Annotated in this window: 23 protein-coding genes and 1 other RNA gene; 15 read left to right on the top strand and 9 right to left on the bottom strand. The window is 61.0% G+C overall.

Annotated elements, in window-relative coordinates:
- Positions 1 to 22: 22 nt before the first annotated feature.
- Positions 23 to 436 carry a DUF3223 domain-containing protein gene (locus KHY18_RS06550; protein ID WP_213296038.1) on the top strand — a complete coding sequence of 138 codons (414 nt, stop codon included), beginning with the start codon at positions 23 to 25 and terminating at the stop codon, positions 434 to 436.
- A 113-nt stretch (positions 437 to 549) separates the two neighbouring features.
- Here the strand turns inward: KHY18_RS06550 and tnpC are convergent, their stop codons facing one another.
- The 3 genes from tnpC to tnpA form a co-directional block, all read right to left on the bottom strand.
- The gene (gene tnpC, locus KHY18_RS06545; RefSeq protein ID WP_213296035.1) at positions 550 to 2,064 is read right to left on the bottom strand and encodes an IS66 family transposase; all 1,515 of its coding nucleotides are present in this window, start codon (positions 2,062 to 2,064) and stop codon (positions 550 to 552) included.
- Between the two features lie 65 nt (positions 2,065 to 2,129).
- Positions 2,130 to 2,462, bottom strand: a complete 333-nt coding sequence (gene tnpB, locus KHY18_RS06540) for an IS66 family insertion sequence element accessory protein TnpB (RefSeq protein WP_213296026.1) — start codon at positions 2,460 to 2,462, stop codon at positions 2,130 to 2,132.
- The gene (gene tnpA, locus KHY18_RS06535; protein WP_213296008.1) at positions 2,459 to 2,986 is read right to left on the bottom strand and encodes an IS66-like element accessory protein TnpA; all 528 of its coding nucleotides are present in this window, start codon (positions 2,984 to 2,986) and stop codon (positions 2,459 to 2,461) included. The genes tnpB and tnpA overlap by 4 nt, the downstream gene beginning before the upstream one ends.
- An 82-nt stretch (positions 2,987 to 3,068) precedes the next feature.
- On the opposite strand from tnpA, the gene KHY18_RS06530 reads away from it, so the two are divergent.
- Positions 3,069 to 3,269 carry a hypothetical protein gene (locus tag KHY18_RS06530; RefSeq protein WP_213296005.1) on the top strand — a complete coding sequence of 67 codons (201 nt, stop codon included), beginning with the start codon at positions 3,069 to 3,071 and terminating at the stop codon, positions 3,267 to 3,269.
- Positions 3,270 to 3,316: 47 nt separating this feature from the next.
- Here the strand turns inward: KHY18_RS06530 and KHY18_RS06525 are convergent, their stop codons facing one another.
- Both KHY18_RS06525 and KHY18_RS06520 read right to left on the bottom strand, forming a co-directional pair.
- A complete protein-coding gene (locus KHY18_RS06525; protein ID WP_213296002.1) occupies positions 3,317 to 4,033 on the bottom strand; it encodes a hypothetical protein in 717 nt (238 codons plus the stop codon).
- Between the two features lie 652 nt (positions 4,034 to 4,685).
- On the bottom strand, positions 4,686 to 5,102 hold the full coding sequence (locus tag KHY18_RS06520; RefSeq protein ID WP_213295999.1) for a hypothetical protein: 417 nt from the start codon (positions 5,100 to 5,102) through the stop codon (positions 4,686 to 4,688).
- Between the two features lie 289 nt (positions 5,103 to 5,391).
- Between KHY18_RS06520 and KHY18_RS06515 the strand changes: the two genes are divergently transcribed.
- From KHY18_RS06515 to KHY18_RS06485, 7 genes are all read left to right on the top strand, one after another.
- Positions 5,392 to 5,775, top strand: a complete 384-nt coding sequence (locus KHY18_RS06515) for a hypothetical protein (protein WP_249728959.1) — start codon at positions 5,392 to 5,394, stop codon at positions 5,773 to 5,775.
- A gap of 282 nt (positions 5,776 to 6,057) precedes the next feature.
- A complete protein-coding gene (locus tag KHY18_RS06510) occupies positions 6,058 to 6,282 on the top strand; it encodes a hypothetical protein (protein WP_213295991.1) in 225 nt (74 codons plus the stop codon).
- Positions 6,279 to 6,581 carry a hypothetical protein gene (locus tag KHY18_RS06505; protein WP_213295988.1) on the top strand — a complete coding sequence of 101 codons (303 nt, stop codon included), beginning with the start codon at positions 6,279 to 6,281 and terminating at the stop codon, positions 6,579 to 6,581. The genes KHY18_RS06510 and KHY18_RS06505 overlap by 4 nt, the downstream gene beginning before the upstream one ends.
- Positions 6,578 to 6,886, top strand: coding sequence for an XkdD/Y8K6 family phage-associated protein (locus tag KHY18_RS06500; RefSeq protein ID WP_213295986.1), 309 nt, complete (start codon positions 6,578 to 6,580; stop codon positions 6,884 to 6,886). Before KHY18_RS06505 ends, KHY18_RS06500 begins: the two co-directional genes overlap by 4 nt.
- Before the next feature lie 99 nt (positions 6,887 to 6,985).
- Entirely contained in the window at positions 6,986 to 7,939 is a 954-nt protein-coding gene (locus tag KHY18_RS06495; protein WP_213295985.1) for a recombinase family protein, read from the top strand.
- Positions 7,936 to 9,762: a YqaJ viral recombinase family protein gene (locus KHY18_RS06490; RefSeq protein ID WP_213295983.1), complete on the top strand. Its 1,827-nt coding sequence runs from the start codon at positions 7,936 to 7,938 to the stop codon at positions 9,760 to 9,762. The genes KHY18_RS06495 and KHY18_RS06490 overlap by 4 nt, the downstream gene beginning before the upstream one ends.
- 67 nt (positions 9,763 to 9,829) lie before the next feature.
- Positions 9,830 to 10,102 (top strand): KTSC domain-containing protein, encoded by a 273-nt coding sequence (locus KHY18_RS06485; RefSeq protein WP_213295981.1) that lies wholly within the window; start codon positions 9,830 to 9,832, stop codon positions 10,100 to 10,102.
- An 18-nt stretch (positions 10,103 to 10,120) separates the two neighbouring features.
- On the opposite strand, the gene KHY18_RS06480 is transcribed toward KHY18_RS06485, so the two are convergent.
- Complete coding sequence (locus KHY18_RS06480; protein ID WP_213295979.1) at positions 10,121 to 10,774, bottom strand: hypothetical protein; 654 nt, start codon at positions 10,772 to 10,774, stop codon at positions 10,121 to 10,123.
- Between the two features lie 368 nt (positions 10,775 to 11,142).
- Between KHY18_RS06480 and KHY18_RS06475 the strand changes: the two genes are divergently transcribed.
- The 6 genes from KHY18_RS06475 (at position 11,143) to KHY18_RS06450 (ending at position 15,878) form a co-directional block, all read left to right on the top strand.
- Entirely contained in the window at positions 11,143 to 11,874 is a 732-nt protein-coding gene (locus KHY18_RS06475; protein ID WP_213295977.1) for a hypothetical protein, read from the top strand.
- Positions 11,875 to 12,047: 173 nt separating this feature from the next.
- The gene (locus tag KHY18_RS06470; protein WP_213295974.1) at positions 12,048 to 12,683 is read left to right on the top strand and encodes a hypothetical protein; all 636 of its coding nucleotides are present in this window, start codon (positions 12,048 to 12,050) and stop codon (positions 12,681 to 12,683) included.
- A 7-nt stretch (positions 12,684 to 12,690) separates the two neighbouring features.
- Positions 12,691 to 13,239: a hypothetical protein gene (locus KHY18_RS06465; protein ID WP_213295971.1), complete on the top strand. Its 549-nt coding sequence runs from the start codon at positions 12,691 to 12,693 to the stop codon at positions 13,237 to 13,239.
- 32 nt (positions 13,240 to 13,271) lie between these two features.
- Entirely contained in the window at positions 13,272 to 14,402 is a 1,131-nt protein-coding gene (locus tag KHY18_RS06460) for a hypothetical protein (protein ID WP_213295969.1), read from the top strand.
- Positions 14,403 to 14,493: 91 nt separating this feature from the next.
- Complete coding sequence (gene xisR / locus KHY18_RS06455) at positions 14,494 to 14,742, top strand: excisionase family protein (protein WP_213295967.1); 249 nt, start codon at positions 14,494 to 14,496, stop codon at positions 14,740 to 14,742.
- Positions 14,703 to 15,878 (top strand): site-specific integrase, encoded by a 1,176-nt coding sequence (locus KHY18_RS06450; protein WP_213295958.1) that lies wholly within the window; start codon positions 14,703 to 14,705, stop codon positions 15,876 to 15,878. The genes xisR and KHY18_RS06450 overlap by 40 nt, the downstream gene beginning before the upstream one ends.
- A 117-nt stretch (positions 15,879 to 15,995) precedes the next feature.
- Here KHY18_RS06450 and ssrA read toward each other — a convergent pair.
- The 3 genes from ssrA to ubiG form a co-directional block, all read right to left on the bottom strand.
- Positions 15,996 to 16,373: a transfer-messenger RNA gene (gene ssrA, locus KHY18_RS06445) on the bottom strand.
- Between the two features lie 12 nt (positions 16,374 to 16,385).
- Positions 16,386 to 17,060, bottom strand: coding sequence for an HAD family hydrolase (locus KHY18_RS06440; RefSeq protein ID WP_249728958.1), 675 nt, complete (start codon positions 17,058 to 17,060; stop codon positions 16,386 to 16,388).
- Positions 17,057 to 17,688: bifunctional 2-polyprenyl-6-hydroxyphenol methylase/3-demethylubiquinol 3-O-methyltransferase UbiG (gene ubiG / locus KHY18_RS06435; protein ID WP_213295955.1), on the bottom strand; the 632-nt coding region annotated here is incomplete at its 5' end. The genes ubiG and KHY18_RS06440, both read right to left, overlap by 4 nt.

The following is a 17,688-nucleotide window of genomic DNA, read 5'->3' as shown; positions in this document are numbered from 1 at the left end:
AGATCCCAATCAACAATCATGCATGCCAGAGCTGCACGCCGGCGGAATGCTTACTGACTTCATCATGAAAAAAATCGTGCCTAGAGGCACCCCTTTCGCGCTTACCAATGGAAGCGCATGGCCTAACAGAACAGCTGCAAAGAAGCATTTTTCAGTCATGCTCAATCTGCCGCAGTACTCGATTGGATCGACTATCACGGATGCAAAGCATCACGACGATCTCCTTGCTCTGGTAGTTGCTTATGATGCTGTAAAACAAGAATGGGCTGGCGCTAAGACGGGCTCAGGAGTTGATCACTTCATAAAGGAAAAGGACGATGAGCCATCTCGGCGTCATTACGGCACCTCGTGCTTTTACGTAGTCCGCACTGACGGAACTAAAGTTCACTTCAGCACGAACGACGCCATCGACGATATCGCTCTTGCTAGCGTCTAGATATCGAACGACCAAGCCACCTTCGGGTGGCTTCTTCTTTTGTGCCGCCATGTAGCAATGACGTAAGCGCGCGGCGATCCCATGTTGACGGCAGCCGGCCACCCAGGTATTGATCAGGAAGCGGCGGCCTGCCAGCGATGCGGCAGCAATTCCTCGATCCGGCTGGCACGGTGCGTGGGCAATCGCGTGAGCACGTCCTTCAGGTAGGCATAGGGGTCATGCCCGTTCATGCGCGCCGACTGCACCAGGCTCATCACTGCGGCCGCACGTTGGCCCGCGCGCAGACTGCCGGCGAACAGCCAGTTGTTTCTTCCAATCGCGATCGGCCGGATCTGGTTTTCGATCCAGTTGTTGTCAACTGGCAGTTGCCCGTCACCGGCGAAGCGCGTCAGCGCAGTCCAGCGCCGCAGGCTGTAATCCAGCGCCTTGGCCGTGGCTGAGCTGTCCGGCAGCTTTTGCCGCTGCAGCAGCATCCACTCGTGCAGTGCAGCTAGCAATGGCTTGGTGTGCTGCTGCCGGATGGCCTGGCGCTGATCGGCGCTCAGGTCTTTGACCTCACGCTCGATGTCGTAGACCTTGGCGAACTGCTCCAGCGCGAAGCCGGCGAGCTGGCTTTTGTTCGCCGCATGCAGATCGAAGAACTTACGCCGGGCGTGCGCCAGGCAGCCGACCTCGGTCACGCCGCTGGCGATCAAGGACTTGTAGCCGGCGAAGTCGTCGCAGACCAGCGCGCCCCTCCACTCGCCCAGGAAGTGGCGCGCATTCTCGCCAGCCCTGGACTCGCAGAAGTCGTACACCACGGCTGTCATGTCTTCGAAGGCACCTGGGGCGTAGGCCCAGAGGTAGGCACGGTGCGTTGCGCCCTTGTCGGGCTTGAGCATCTGCACCGGCGTTTCGTCGGCGTGCAACACCCGGCGGTCGAGCATCTCGGACTTGAGCGCATCGACCAGCGGCTGCAGTCGCACGCCGCAGGTGCCGACCCACTGCGCCAAGGTGGAGCGCGGGATGGCCAAGCCGGCGCGCGCATAGATGCCTTCTTGGCGATACAGCGGCAGGTGGTCTGCGTACTTGGCCACCAGCACCTGGGCCAGCAGGCCGGCCGTGGGGATGCCCTTGTCGATCACCTGCGCGTCGACCGGCGTCTGAGTGATGGTTTCGCACTTCGCGCATGCCCACTTGGCACGCACATGGCGCTCCACCGTGAACACGCCGGGCACATAGTCCAGCTTCTCGGCGACGTCTTCACCGATGCGCTTCATCGCACAGCCACAGGCGCAAGTGGTCGATGCGGGCTCGTGCAGGATCTCGCGGCGCGGCAGATGCGCGGGCAGCGGCTGGCGTTTGGGCTGCTGTTTGGTCTCGGGGGCCTGCGCAGGCGGCTGCAACTGTTCGATCTCGACGGCGACGGCCGCCAGATCAGCCTCGATCTCGTCGTCGAGCAGGCTGCGCTGCTCGGCATTGAAGCGCTCGGACTGGGCCGCGAACTTCATGCGCTTGAGCAGCGCGTTCTCGTGGGTGAGCTTGGCGTTCAGGGCCTGGCTATGGCGCAGTTCGGCAAGCAGTCGAGTGGTCATCTCGCGCAGTTGCTCTGCGCTGAGATCGTTCAAGAATTGCTGCGGCTCCACCATGGCCACCAGTGTGCCAAGGATGGTGCTGCGCTGTCATTCGCAGATCCACGCATTGCATACCGGCTTCAGACCACCGTGATGACGCCAGCATCTCCCATGCGCCGCCAGGGCAGACCCAGCACCAGGGCCTGGAGCTGATCGGACTCCAACTGCCATTGCTCATTGCCCGGCGCCGGCCAGACGAACTTGCCTTGATGCAAGCGCCGAGCCGCCAGCCAGATGCCGATGCCGTCGTGCACTAGCACCTTGATGCGGTTGGCGCGTTTGTTGGCGAACAGGTAGGCATGGTGAGGATGGGCGGCGCCGAACACGGCGACCACCCGGGCCAGCGCTGTGTCGGTGCCGGCGCGCATGTCCAACGGGGTCGTGGCAAGCCAAGCTGCGTCAATGCGGATCATTGCCGCAGCACCTGTAGCAAACCCTGCAATGCGCTGGAACACTCGGCAGCCGCTGCCACCGGCCAGCTCACCGTCACGCGGGTGCCGTGATGGCAGCACTCGATGCGAATGTCTGTGGACGCAGCGCTGGAAGCAGCTTGTACCTTCGCAGCCTTGGTCTCCATCACCGGCGAGCCCAGTGCCATCGCGATGAAGGCAGGCACGCCACTGGCGTGGGCGTGATGCGCCGGGGCGCCAACAGGCGGTGCATTGACCACGGGCACAGCAGCCGCATCGTCGCTGTGCGCCGCGATGTCGCACCCAACTGGGGCTGCCATATCGCAGTCGATCTGGTGCCGGCCCAGACGATGCTCCTTGAGCCAGCGATGCAGCACATTGGCGTTCATGCCATGTTCACGCGCAGTGGCGGCGATCGATGCGCCGGGCTGCAGGCATGCGGCGATCAGCTCGGCCTTGAATTGCGCGCTGTAGATCCGACGAGTGCGAGGGACGGCATAGCGCGCTGGGGAAGTCTCTTGAGACATGGTGTGCACGATGATTTACGTGGACACGATGGTGCTTGGAAGTCCTCAGTCCGGGTAGATGGGATTACCGGCCGCATACGCAATGACCTCTGCCCTCGCCTTCCAGTTCACCAGCGTCCGCACCCGCGTCGTGTACGGCAAGACGCTCGTCGGCCTGAAGCACACTGCCAAGGACGCGGAGGATGCGCGAGTCTCGACCGACTGGATCGAGATGCCGCCTGAGGATGTGGAGCGCCTGGTCAAGACGCTTCAGGACGCGCTGGCCGAGCTGGCGTCCAAGTAGCCCGCGCCGCTAAAGAGACTCGAGAAAGACTCTGCGCCCTCTCTATGTCATTGCGGCGTAACCACCCATGCAGAGCCTGCGCCAAACGCCGCTTTGCAGTACTTGCAGCTTTCGCTGTGCAGCGGGATCACCTTTTGACAATTCGGACAAATGCCCGGGGGACCGCTTTCCACCGCGGCTTTAGCGCGCGCGTCGTCTATCGCGCGCTGTGCAACAAGATCCGGCCACTCCGGTGGTGTTGAAAGGCGCTCCAGCAGCAAATCGGATTCCTGTGTGGAAATAGCCCCTGCAACGAGCTGTCCTTCGATAATCTTTTTTCTGGCGCTCAGCCAGTCTGGATTCATTTGCCTGAGCTTCACGAACACGCTTGCGAGAGCCACCCGCAATGCACTCGGCTCCAAGTCTCCATAGTGAAGATGGATCTCGCCAAAGTTCGCCACCATAGTGATGAATGTGTGAATCTTAGTTTTTGTCGACACCGCATTCAGCACCGTGGCGATGGCCATCCCCTCCAACGCGCCTTCAACTCCAAAGCCGCCGCCAACGAACCCTCCGCCAGATGTCACCGAGCCTGGGCCCGTGATCGAAAGCTCCGCAAGCTCAGCATACGAAAAGCTTGCAGCCCGCTGAGAACTGCGGAGGCTCACCCCGTTGGCATCAAACGTCACAGAGACCTGATCTGCTGGCAAGAACGGATAGCCGCTGCACCCGAGAACAATGCATCCCCTCAGGGTGGGTGCGCTGGAATTTGCAAGACTTGTCATTCTTTGATCTCCTCCTGTCGCAATTATCCGCGCACGATTCACCAGTGCCCCATCATTGGGCGCCCACCGCCAGCCGGTACTGAGCCATTCCGGCTCCCCGCCACGCCACTTTAAGGTGGCTTTTTTTGCGCTCGCAGATGGCCTCCCGAAAAAATACACAGCACAAACAAAAAAATTACACAAAACGTGTTGACTCGGAAGTACACGTGTTGTGTAATACGCCTATCGCAGCAACAAACGCGTTACGCAGAAGTTGCTCGGTGGGTGGCACGGCATCGAACGGCTTCCCTGGCTCCTTAAAAAGATGCTGGATGAACAGGCGCACTGAGTAGAAAGCGCCCCGCCCCTGTGATCTGTCGGCGGAAGCAAAAGACAGGTGGCGCGAGAACCAACACTCGCGGACCAGGCCCAGCCGGGCTAGATCAGAAACGCACATTTCGCGGCCTGAGCGGTAAATCAGGAGCTGGAGCCGGGCAACCGGGAGAGGCCAGCCGCCGCCCTCTGCGCGTCAGCAGAGGGGAATCAAAAACGCATTGAATCCCGCCTAGTGCGTTTCTGATTTCAACCAAGGAGAGATAAATGTGGGTGCAATTGGAAAAACAACAGGTGGTAGTCAGCAGGGCGGCGATGGTTGCCACGATTGCAGCCGCAACTATTTCGGCGCTTGCGGCTGGGCTGAATCTGGCTTCGGCTCTGTACGGGCAGTCGCGGATAGTCCGGATTGAGGCGCAGGTTCAGGCGCTCTCAGCAACGGAACAACCGAAGCAACCGCAGCTACAACAGACGCGATAGCAGCAATCGCAGTGAGCACGAAGCCTGGTGTAGTCGTCCAGTGCGGCAGGCTGGCGCGCTGCACCTCGCGCCGGTTCAACTCGGTGGACAACAGGTGAAGCGTGTCGTGATACAGAGTTCCTTCTAGCTTCACCTCCCCGGACATGATTCCCATGATTTCAGCGTCAGACATTGATTGAATCTTCTTTACTGAAAAGCGTATGGGGCTCATCCGTGCCATCTGTTTTCGGCTCTGCTCCATCGCCCGGTTCATCTCGTCGGTCTCCCATTGGTTCATTCCGGCTCCTTATTTTTTGTAGCCGAATATTACCCACCTATATCGCCCCGCCATCCGGGGCAATCCAGAGCGCTTTCACCGAGAGCGCTGCGGTTTGCAAGGCCCGGAATCACTGCGGATAGGCGCGCAGCTTGGCACGGGGAAATGCCGGGATATATCCAGGGTGAAGCTGAAGCCCACGCCGAACAGCACACGGACGCAGATTTTGATCTGCAAGCCCCAGCCAGATGGGGAACCACATTCAACACCGGCCAGCTTTCGAGCTGGCTTTTTCGTTCCTGGAGGTTCTATGAACGCTCGACACCCGCTGTCGTATATCACTGCCGACCCGGTTGTCGGCGCCACCGACTTCGATGACGACCGTGAGGCCGAGCAAGACGCCCACGAGGCGATGCTGGCCGAGGCTGAGCAGCAGACGCCGCTGATCGTGCTGGCCCAGCTGCAGGCACTCAAGCAGCCGGGCGACTGGCTCCGGCCCAGCATCAGCGCCGGCGCGCTGTCGTCGCCGGATGAGATTTTGTGCGATGCCATCCAGCACGACGACGCCAGCCGCGACGCCTACGCCGAACTCATGACAAGCCCTGCCGCGCAGCGCCTGCGCCAATCCATGGCCGAGTGGTTCGGCCGCAAGCACGCAATGGCGATCTACACCGAGCGCGCCGCCGCTGGCTAAGAAACCCCAAGACAAACATACGCCGCCCACTGAGGCGGTTTTCTCATTCTGGAGTGAGGCATGACCGAGATTGTCAAATCCCCCCCCCCGCGATGCGGCCCAGCGCAGCGAATGGCGCCAGAAGCTGCAGGAGCGCATGCGGCAGAGCGTCAAGGAGCAGGGTTCTTTCGGGGTTCGGCAAACCTCGATCTGGCTCGCGGCTTACAAGCGGGCCCGGCTTGCCGCGAACCGCGAAAGCTCCACCGTCGCCACGCTGCGCAAGCGAATCAAGGCCTTGGACGAATGTTTGAACTGGAGCGGAGCATGAAATTTATCCCCTGGATTCTCGCCCTGCTGATCACGCTGGGCATGGGTCACTTTGCGGCGCGGGCCAACGCCGAGGCCGATCAAGAAGACGCCGCGGCGCTCAGCAGCCGCGAGTTTGCCGGGCAGGTGCTGTGCGGCAAGAACGCTGTGGCGGTCTGGACCGACGACAAATCGATGGACTGTTTTAAGGAGCTGCCATGAGTGAAGTAATCAACGACGGCGGCCCGGCCTTCCCAATCACAGACGCCAGCGTCATGCATCGCGTCGGCATGGCGGCTGTAGAAGCGATCACGGACCCTGGCGAACGCGACAAGGCCTATATCGCCGCGACCGCGCAATTTGCCCAAGGCATGACGCTGCGCGATCACTTCGCGAGCCAAGCGATCCAGGGGGTCTTCGAAGGCGGCCTGCCCGACAAACTTTACTGCGAGGTGGTTGCGAAGCGTGCTTACGAGCTGGCCGACGCAATGATCCGCGCCCGCGATGGGGGTGCCGCATGAGCGAAGCAAAGCACACGCCGGGCCCCTGGCGCATTGGCAAGAGCTACGGCGCTGTGGTGGCCGATCACCCGGTGCCCGGCGTCCGCGGATCAGACGATGTGAAGGCCTACGGCGGTCACATGGTCGGCGAGTCGATTGCCAACCAGAACCTTGCGCTGATCTCCGCCGCACCTGAGTTGCTGATGGTGGCGCAAGACTTTTCAGAGGTTCTGCAAGAGCTCGGCCTCAATTGCGAGTGCGGGGAAGCTGATTGCCGGACCAGGCGTGTGCGGGCCGCCATCGCGAAAGCCACGACATCGCCATGAAACCCATGCTCCACGCCCTTCTCTTCTCCGGGCTCATGGCCATGAGCCTTGCCGCAGCTTTGCTGATCGCCAACACCCCATTTATCCACTGAGGCACACATGAACGCCATCACCCAATCACAAACCAGCCAGCTCAAGCCCTCTGGCGGCTTCGATCTGAGCCCGCAGAACTTCGAGCAGGCCCTGACCTTCTCCAACTACCTTGCCGACAGCGACATGGTGCCCAAGGACTTCAAGGGCAAGCCCGGCAACTGCCTGATAGCGATGCAGTGGGGTGCCGAGCTGGGCCTGAAGCCTCTGCAGTCGCTGCAGAACCTGGCCGTGATCAACGGCCGACCCGCGCTGTGGGGCGACGCGGTGATCGCGCTGGTGCTCAGCAGCTCGGTCTGCGAGTACGTCAACGAAGACGATGACGGCGAAACCGCTTACTGCCGAGTCAAGCGCCGCGGCGGCCTAGAACAGGTGCGCACCTTCAGCATGGAAGACGCGAAGCGCGCGGGCCTGGCCGGCAAGCAAGGCCCATGGATGCAATACCCCAAGCGCATGCGCCAGATGCGCGCCCGGGCGTTCGCACTGCGCGACGTGTTCCCCGATGTGCTGCGCGGCATGGCTGTGGCCGAGGAACTGCAGGATATGGCAGCGGCTGCGCAGGCGCCCGTCACCAAGGACATGGGCAGCGCCGAGGTGCTTGTCACGCCGTACACCGACGAGGAATTCGCCGGCAAGCTGCCCCAATGGCGCGCGCCAATCGAGGCAGGCAAGAAGTCTGCCGACGACCTCATGACCTTTGTGCTGTCGAAGGCGACGAACCGCGCCTTCACCGATGCGCAGAAGGCCGCGCTGCGAGCCATCAAGCAGAAACCGGCGGGCGCCGCCACCGCGCCAGTGGTCAGCATCGACCCGCTGGCCGAGCGCCTGCGCACCGCTGCAGATCACGACCAGCTCTATGAGGCTGCCAGCCTGATGGAAGCCGTCACCGACGAGGCGCAGCGCCTGCGCCTGAATGAAATCTTTGAAGCTCGCCAGGCCGAGCTCGATGGAGCCCAAGAATGAAAATCGTGAGCCTTCTCCAGGGCAGCGCCGAGTGGCATGCCCACCGCGCGCAGCACTTCAACGCTAGCGACGCGCCGGCGATGATGAGCTGCAGCCCGTACAAGACACGCACGGAGCTGATCAAAGAGCTCGCCACCGGCATCACCGCCGAGGTGGACGCAGCCACTCAGCGCATCTTCGACGCCGGTCACCAGTTCGAAGCGCTGGCCCGGCCGCTCGCCGAAGAGATCGTCGGCGAAGAGCTTTACCCGGTCGTCGGCGCCGAAGGAAAGTATTCGGCCAGCTTCGACGGCCTGACGATGCTGGAAGACGCCGCATTCGAGCACAAGAGCCTGAACGCCGCGCTGCGCGAGGCGATGTTCGAAGGCTGTGCAGGCTCCGACCTTCCGCTGGTCTATCAGGTGCAGATGGAACAGCAGGCTATGGTCTCGGGCTGCGCACGCATCCTGTTCATGGCCAGCAAGTGGGAGGCCGGCCGCGACACCGGTGAAATGGTGCTGGTTGAGCAGCACCATTGCTGGTACACGCCGAACCTCGATCTGCGCGCGCGCATCGTCGCCGGCTGGGCCGAGCTCGAAGCCGAGGTGGCCGCATTCGACCCGAGCGCCCAGCGCGCCGCGCCGGCCGTGGCCGCGCCTGTCGACAGCCTGCCAGCTGTGGCCGTGCAGCTTCAAGGCGCCCTGGCCGTCGTGTCCAACCTGCCCGCGTTTGGCGAGGCGCTGCGCGCTTTCATTGACCGCATCCCGGCCAAGCCGGCGACCGACCAGGAATTTGCCGACACTGAGGCGGCATGCAAGGCACTGAAGAAGGCCGAGGACATGCTGGAAGCCACCGAGGCCGGCGCGCTAGCGCAAATCTCGGACGTCGAACTTTTGCGCCGCACCGTGTCGGACTTGCGCAGCCTGGCCCGCTCGACTCGGCTGGCCAAGGAAAAGCTGGTGACTGCGGAGAAGGAGGCGCGCCGCACGCAGATCGTGACCGGCGCACAAGCGGCGCTCGATCAGCACGTGCAGGTACTGAATCAGCGCCTGGGCGCCAACTGGATTCCGCGCGTGAACGGCGGTTTCGGCGAAGTCATCAAGGGCAAGAAGTCGCTGGCCAACATGGAGGACGCCGTGGCCGTGGCCCTGACCGACGCAAAGCACGAAGCCAACCTGCTGGCCCAGCGCCTGGAGGCGAACCGCGCGCACCTGATGCAAGAGGATGGCGACTGGATTGCCCTGTTCGCCGACTTCGGCGTCGTGGGCGCCAAGGCTGCCGAGGACTTCGAGGCCCTGGCCGCGCTGCGAATCGGAAACCACAAGCAGGCCGAGGCCAAACGCCTGGAAGGCGAGCGCGAAAAGATCCGCGCCCAGGAGCAGACCAGGGCCGAGGCGACGGTGCGCGCCGAGCAGGAGCAGAAGCGCCAGGCGGAAGAAGCCGAGGCCGCCGCAGCGCGCGCCAAGGCGCTGCAGGCGGAGCAGGAGGCGCAAGCTGCCATTGCCGACGCCCGCAAAGCCGAAAGCCTGCCGGCGCCGCTGCTGAGTGACTTGAGCGCCGTAGCGACGCATGTGCGGGGCGAAGCGACCGCCGCCATCGATGCAGGCCAGGTGATCAGCGCCGCCAAGAGTGCCACCGCGCCGGCTGACACAGGCGAGACCATGACCCTGGGCCAGATCAACACCCTGATCGCGCCGATCAAGGTCGACGCCGCTGGCCTTGCTGAGCTAGGCTTCACGCCGAGTGCAACGGTCAAGGCCGCGAAGCACTTCCGGGCCAGCGATGTACCCCGCATCCTGGCCGCCATGGTCAAGCACCTGCAAGGCGCAATGGCCACGGCCTGACCCGCAGCCGCCTCGAACGGTGCCCGCCACGGTGCGGGCATTTTTGATCAATCACCCGAGATAAATCATGAACTTCAAAAAGACTCCCGCCGCGGCATTCACCGACAAGACTTATGAGCACATTCCGCTGACTGCAGTGGAATCGAACCAGGTGGCAGCGATTGGCTATGACGAGGCGAGCGGCACCATGGCCGTGACGTTCACCCGCGGCCCGGGCCATGTTTACCACTACCCGAACGTGTCGGCTGAGCTGCACCAGCAGTTCATGGCAGCGGAGTCCAAGGGGAAGTTCTTCGGGGTGAACATCAAGAATCTGCCGTTCGAAAAATTCAAAGCTTAGACGACATAGAACAATTTCCTACGGCAGCGAGGTACGCGGCACAACGCGAAAACCACGTGCGTCCAAATAATCGCGTATCGCAACCTGCGCTGCTTCGAAGCTGACGAACGCAGCAGCTGTCCTATCTTTGTAGTTTTGAATGATTGAGGCGCGCTGATGTATTGGCACATCAATGTCTGCCAGCAATTCGATGTCGGCGATGTTTTGCTCTATTAACGCGAGTGCTTGCGACAAGTGATGGGACACGCTGCGTTTCGAAACTATTAGTGAGAGCACATCCTGTTCGGTAGCAATTTCTCTCTTGAGATGAGCCTTCATGAACTCTCGTGCCGCAAGCGCGTGCTCGCTATCAAAGAAAAGGTCATATGGCCCTGCGGTGGTGTCCCGCGCTCGAATATAGCCATCAAGACGCCGCCAGACTCGCAGCGCTACCTGATCCGCCACTTGGAGCATCCGCCCCAACTCAGCTCTTCGCTGCAGACAGTGCGAGCCCCAAGCCACACAAAAAGCCGCGACGATTGCGACGATACTAAAGACAGCTTGTACCCAAGCAGCCCATTCAGAGCTACTCATACATGCGGGCCATTCAGCTAAGCCCCAGCAATGCTCCGGCGCCGGCTTCGCCGCTACAACGGCCCGCGCGATTGCCTCTGCAAGTTCATTTGCATCCATCTGCTCCCTCCATGTAGTAGGTGCCGATGGTAAGCGCTATGCCTGTCATTCAGGTCTACCCCGATGGCGTGAAGGCCGTGAAGTGCAGCGGGCACCGCGCAGCACAACTGGAGCCCGCTCGGCGCTGCATCAGCTGCCACGCAGAAGCACCCGCCCACCTCGAAGAAGGCCAGGGTTTGCCCTGTAGACACCAATCTGCCCCCTGCCGCTGAACGAGTAAGTTGTTGCGCGTCTATTCCAAAGGCGCTGCCACGTATTGTCGGTTACATTTTGTATGGCATGATTGACCCACGTAAGCTGAAGCACGGCCGAATAAACGCAATAAGCATTGAAAAATAAACAGATTAACCAGTATCAAATTGCATTCAATGTCCAGTCCAAACACATTTCAAACCACCGCAAAAAGCTTAGCAAAAAATCCGCTAGGAATAATTGCTTTATTTATTGTTCTAATCTATGGATTTGCTGCACTAACTCTTGGATTCAATTCAAGACTTGAAGCCACCGAGCGAATACCGCTCGTATATTTTCTGGTTTCCTTCCCTGTAGTCGTTCTGCTTTTATTCGGATGGCTTGTTAGTTGCCATCATGAAAAGTTGTATGCCCCCAGCGACTTTCGCTCAGATGAAATTTTCCTAAACAGAGCCAGCGCAAGTAATCTACACGTAGAAGCGCTTCGCGCCGATGGCGCTGAGCTGGAGAAAAAGATTCTCGAATCTGTTACCAACCTGCTAAACACTAGCACGCCACCCAAAGAGATTGCAGAGCAAGTAGCCAAAGAGGTACAGGAGGCAACAACTTTCACTGTAGACGCTGCTGATTTCTTGGGGCGTCCTGATGCCGTTTATACATATCCGATTGCAGCATTCGACACAATAAGCGATCTAACAAATCACATCTATTTCCAGCTGACACCCAAGGTGCGCCCCTTTCAATATGGCTCACTTTGGGTCATAAGGAACAAAGCAACAAACGAGATACTTCGCACTGTGCGCATGCTAATCGGCGGATCCCCTGGAAAGCCGATTTCAGATATACGCTCATTGAAGGAGGCCGGCGTGTTTCCGGGGAGTACTTGGGTAGTAGAGGCTCCACAATAGCGACATACACAATATTGATAAATCATGCAAGGTGGATGACTTAGATAATTTTTTCCTAATATAAGAACAAACCAGTTTTAAGGGCCTGCATCATGCGGGCTTTTTTATACCGTTGAAACCCGCCCGGTGCCGTGCCGCGAGCGGGTTTCTTTTTTCCCAAAGAAACCCAATCCATGAAGCGTGACGCATTCACCCTGCCGCTGCAGCAGACCGTAGCGGTGCTGTTTGCCCGCGCAGACAGCACCTACAAGACACTGCCCGGGGCAGACGTTTGGGACATCGAGCGCGACGCCAAACTCTGGCCAGGCGGCGCTCCAGTCGTGGCGCACCCGCCCTGCCGAGCTTGGGGCCGGCTTCGCCAGTTCGCCAAGCCTCGCAAGGGCGAGAGACAGCTGGCCATCTGGAGCGTTCGCCAAGTGCGGCGGTTTGGCGGCGTGCTCGAGCATCCCGTGGGATCGCTGCTCTGGAAAAAGGCAGGATTGCCCCCCCCTGGTCAGATCGATGCGTATGGCGGCTGGACTCTGCCCATTCATCAGAACTGGTGGGGGCACCGCGCCGAGAAGGCCACGCTGCTCTACATCGTCGGCTGCGCGCCCGCCAACCTGCCGCCGATCCCTATGCGGCTGGGCGAGGCCACGCACGTCGTTCAGAGCCGCAAGCGGATTGACCACCGCCCGCACATCACCAAAGCCGAACGCGAACACACGCCGCCCGAACTGGCGCAATGGCTTTGCGAGCTGGCCCGCAGATGCGCGGTCAGCCAACCAACCACCCCGAGCACGCACCAGCGTGCTTTTTCTTTGGAGTGACAGCAGCATGACCACTACAGCCAGCCCTTACCAGATCGAACTGCTGCACCACACGCTGGGCCTGCGCGCCGACAGGCGGGAACCGTTCCGCGACTACTTTGTCGCCGGCCCAGGCCATCACGACATGCCGGACCTAGAAGCGCTTGAGCGCCTGGGCCTGATGGGCCGGCATCGCGCGCCGAGCTTCTGCGATCCGAGCGACATCGTGTTCTACACCACTGACGCTGGCCGCGCGCTGGCATTGGAGATGCTGCCGCAGCCGCCGCCGCCGCCGCCGCCGAAGCATTCGCAACACCGCGAATGGATGGACGCCGACACCGGTTTCTCGTTCGGAGAGTGGTTGTGCGGGGCGCGGCTGCCGAAGTTCGAAAGCCGTGGGGATTGGTGGCGGGGCGCCGGGGAGTACCGCATGTACCGGGACGCATGGGATGGCGACTACGGCACCTATCGCGATGCGGAAGGCCAGTGGGCCAAGACCAAGAAAGAGGCCAAGGCCAGCTACAAGGCCGCCCTGCGCGGGCTCCTTGCGCGCCGGCGCGCGACCCTCGCAGCATGAATTATTGCCAACGAATAAACAGGAAAAAAACCATGACCGACAAGACACAACCCACCGCGCATGCGGAGATTACGGAGCCAATCTCCGCAGATTTGCGGCGAATAGAGCAGGAGGCGCAGGAGCTTCCAGAACCAAGCCCCACGGCAGGCATGAACCTGGGCCAGCGCATTCTGCACGTTGGCGGGCGCGAGAACGCAGCGGGCTACATTGAGTTCGGCAGCGTTGCGGCCGTGCGAGCGCTGGTCGGCCAGGTGCTCCGCGATCTGCCCTCCCAGGCAGCAGCGAAGTGCCTGCACCGTGCGGACGCGGCGCATGACCCGGCGCTCGAAAAGCCAGAGGCAGGCCGCTATGTGCTGGCCTGGACCGAAGGCGTAAAGGTGCCGATCCGCGCCATGTGGGCGCCGCAGTTCTTTCTGGAAATGGCGGATGACGACGCCGAATCCGGCGAGTACTGCGAGGCAAAGGACCAGTATTTCTGCCCCGAAGGCTGGTACGAGAACAACGCCCACGAAGAAACGCATTGGAACGTCGATAGGCCGGTGATCGCGTGGATGGAGTTGCCGCGACTCGACGCCGCCCTGCAAGCCGCCCCACCAACGCCCGCAGCCGTGGCAGTGCCGAATGACGCCGTTCGCAACGCCATCAAGGAACTGCGCGAAAAGGCAGACGAGTGCCTGAGCCAAGCGCCGAGCAGCATAGGCGTGTTTGCAGGGCTGGGTGGTGCTGCTGCATTGTGCATCTTGGCGGACTGCTTTGAGCGCGCCACTGGCAACATCCCGGCGCAGGAGCATGCAACCCAGCTTGCGGGCCAGGCGCAGGAAAAATGCGTCTGTACCTTCGCGCAACGGGTGGTGGGCGATGGCTGCCGTCACTGCAATCCGCAGGAATACATCGACCGGCTGCATAAGTGCCTAAACGATTACCGGGAAGAAGCCGACACGCCCGCCCAAGCGCAGGAGGATGCGCTGGATGCGGCCGAGCTGCGAGAGATACAGCGGGCGGCCGAGCAGTTCGCGGACTGCGGCGAGACGGACGTGGACTCTGCGCTGCTGATGCGCGCCGCGCAGGCTGGCTATCTGGAATGCACTCACTTCCAGGTCATGAATGAATCGGCCTTGAATCTCGACGCAGCCAGCGCTGCGCAAGGGGGTGCCAAGCCATGAGCCGCCGCAAACGAGAGCGCCGCGGCAAGCGCGCACCCATCCCCGACTTTGACCAGCCCGCCCAGCAAGCGGGCTTTTTTAGGCCTAAATCATGAAACACAAAGTTACAGAGCAAGCATCTGCAGGCACTACCGTGCAGGCCGTTGAACCCGTTTGGGTGCGCGCCGAGAAGTATTTCGAGCTGACCGGCACCCCTGTCGAAACTGTTCGCCACTACCGCAAGAAAGGCTGGTGGTTGGCGGGAAAACACATTGCCACCGTGGCAAATCGGTTGCACGTCAATATCAAGGAAGCAGACGCATGGATCGCAAGACAAGCCACACAACCCCACCGGGGGTAACCCTCCGAGAAATGAAGTCCGGGCCGCGGCTGCAGATTTTTTTCACCTATGGTGGTGAGCAATGCCGCGAGCTCATGCCAGAAGGCCCAATTACCAAAAACGCCATCCAATACGCAGCCAATCTGCGCAATGAAATCCGCCGAAAAATTGCCGATGGCAAGTTCGAATATGCCGACTATTTTCCGGAAAGCCCCAAGGCGAAGCGCCCCGCCCCGGGAGCTTCCCTCATGGAAGACATGCTGGAAAAGCAACTGGCGCTGTACCAGAAGCAGGTGTTGAACGGGAAGATGAGCAAGGCCACTTGCAACGGCTACGCCAAGAGCATCACGGGTGAGCGCATGCGCCATTGGCACGGATGGAAGCTGCACGAGGTCACGCCCAGTGCCCTGCGAGAATGGGTGAGCGAGATGGATTGCACCAGCAAGGCCATCCGCAATATGCTGATTCCTCTTCGGTCCGTCATGGAAGATGCACTCAACGATGGGCTGATCGAGTTCAACCCTTTTGACCGCATCGCGCTGGTGAAGCTCATCCGCCAGACCAGCAAAGCGAGTGATTACGTGATCCAGCCTTTCACGCAGGCTGAGCGCATCACGATCCTTGAGGCATGCCGGCTCGATGAGAGGCCGATGTTCCAGTTCTGGTTCAACACTGGCCTGCGCCCTGGTGAGCTACAGGCGCTGGAATGGCGGCACGTCGATTTTGACAAGGCGACGGCGCGAATCGAACAAAATCAGGTGGCAGGCGTGCTCAAGGCGCCAAAAACTGCGGCCGGCATCCGAACAGTCGACCTCAACCCCGAAGCGCTGGACGCGTTGAGGGCGCAGAAGCCGATGAGCCAGCTGCGCGGTGAACGGATTTGGCTCAACCCACGGACGCTGAAACCCTGGGATACGGATGCTCAGATTCGCAAGACGGCCTGGCTGCCCATCATGGCCAGGTCCGGCATCGAGTACCGCAACCCCTACCAAATCCGGCACACCTACGCGTCAACGCTGCTGACCGCCGGCGCCAACCCCTGGTACGTGGCCCAGCAACTGGGGCATGAGGACGTTGAGATGGTGTTTCGCACCTATGGCAAGTTCATCCGCGAGGACTACCAGAAGCCCAAGGCGATACTGCAGGCCGTCGGCTGAAGCGGCCCGTGCATTTTCGGTGCACTTTCGGTGCATTCCAGCGCACCAGCCGACACCATCTGAGCACAAAAAAAACCGCCCTGCACTGGGCTTTACCTAGTGCAGGGCGGTGTATGGTGGTGGAGCTGGCGGGAATTGAACCCGCGTCCGCAAGCCTTTACCGGGCAGATCTACATGTTTAGTGTTCTGATTTAAATCTCGCCTCGGTCACCGCGCAGGCACACGCTGTGAACAAAGCCAGTACCCTATTTTCTTGTTCCATACCAAGGTACCCGGCACAGAACCAGTTGATGAAGATTCCTTTGCAGCCTGGAAGTCTTGCGACCCCCTTGCCCAGCCCATCAACGTGCTGTTGCAAAGCTCACCGGATTAAGCGGCGAGTGCGAAACGTTCGTCGTTTGCAGTTAGTTTTTTTGAACGGAGATTTACGAGCGTCATTCAAGCTCGACATGCACCACACCGGCTCCGAACCCACGTCGAAACCAGGACAGCCCCATGAAGCACATTTTAGGCTACATCGAGCCATTGCAAGAGCTCGTGGGGGTATTTAATTGCGGCGTCGGCGCCCCAGTGCTCTGTGGCGGCCACTGCGCCGAGATAGCCATAGAGGGCGGCGACGGTTTTCATGCCTGCGGCGCGGCCGGCGACTATGTCGCGTTCGTCGTCGCCTACGTAGATGCAGGCTTCGGGCGGCAGGCCCAGGCGGCTGGCGGCTTCGAACAGCGGCGCGGGGTGGGGTTTGGCATGCGGCGTGGTGTCGCCGCTCACCACGGCGCCGGCGCCGTGAAACAGCGGCATGGCGCGGGTCAGCGGGTCGGTAAAGCGTGACGATTTGTTGGTCACTATGCCCCAGCGCAGGCCGCGCGCTTCGATGTCGGCCAGCAGCTGGGCGACGCCGTCGAAGGCGTAGGTGGTCTGCGTCATGCGCGCTTCGTAGTTGCGAAAGAACTCTTCGCGCAGCGTGTCGTAGTCGGAGGCCTCGGGCGTGATGCCAAAGGCCACGCCCAGCATGCCGCGTGCGCCCGCACCGGCCATGGGACGGTAGTTTTCCGCGGGCAACGAGGGCAAGCCGCGCTCGGTGCGCATCTGGTCGGCGGCGGCGCCTAGGTCGGGGGCACTGTCGATCAGCGTGCCGTCGAGGTCGAACAATACGGCCTGGATGCCTTTGAAAGCCATGTTCATTGCGCTGGCCTTTGCGTGGCGATCATGTAGTTGACGCTGGTATTGGCGCTGAGCCAGTAGCGGCCGGTGATCGGGTTGTGCTGCAAGCCCTTGGCGTGCAGCACGTTGAGCCCGGCGCTGCGGCAGAAGCCGGCAAGCTCGCTGGGCTTGATCATTTTTGCGTATTCGTGCGTACCACGTGGCAGCAGGTTGAGCAAGTACTCGGCTGCAACAATTGCTTGCGCAAAAGATTGAACGTTTCTATTCAAGGTCGAAAAAAAGACCCATCCACCGGGTTTTACGAGGTCTGCGCAGGCCTTGACCACCGATTCGGGGTCGGGAACATGCTCCAGCATCTCCATGCAGGTGACCACATCGAAGCTCGCGGGCTGGCGTGCGGCCAGTGCTTCCACGGCCACTTCTTCGTAGCGAATGCGCGGCGTTTCGGCTTCCAGCGCATGCAGTTGCGCCACGCGCAGCGACTTGGTTGCGAGGTCGATTCCGGTCACAACGGCGCCTTTGCGCGCCATCGAATCGGCCAGAATGCCGCCGCCGCAGCCCACATCGAGCACGTCGCGGTCATGCAGGGGCGCGATGCCGTTGATCCATTCCAGGCGCAGCGGATTGATCTGGTGCAGCGGCTTGAATT

The sequence above is a fragment of the Acidovorax sp. CCYZU-2555 genome, assembly GCF_018413525.1.
Taxonomy (GTDB): domain Bacteria; phylum Pseudomonadota; class Gammaproteobacteria; order Burkholderiales; family Burkholderiaceae_C; genus Comamonas.
The sequence above is the reverse complement of the archived record's forward strand: the minus strand, read 5'-3'. Positions and strand labels throughout refer to the sequence as shown.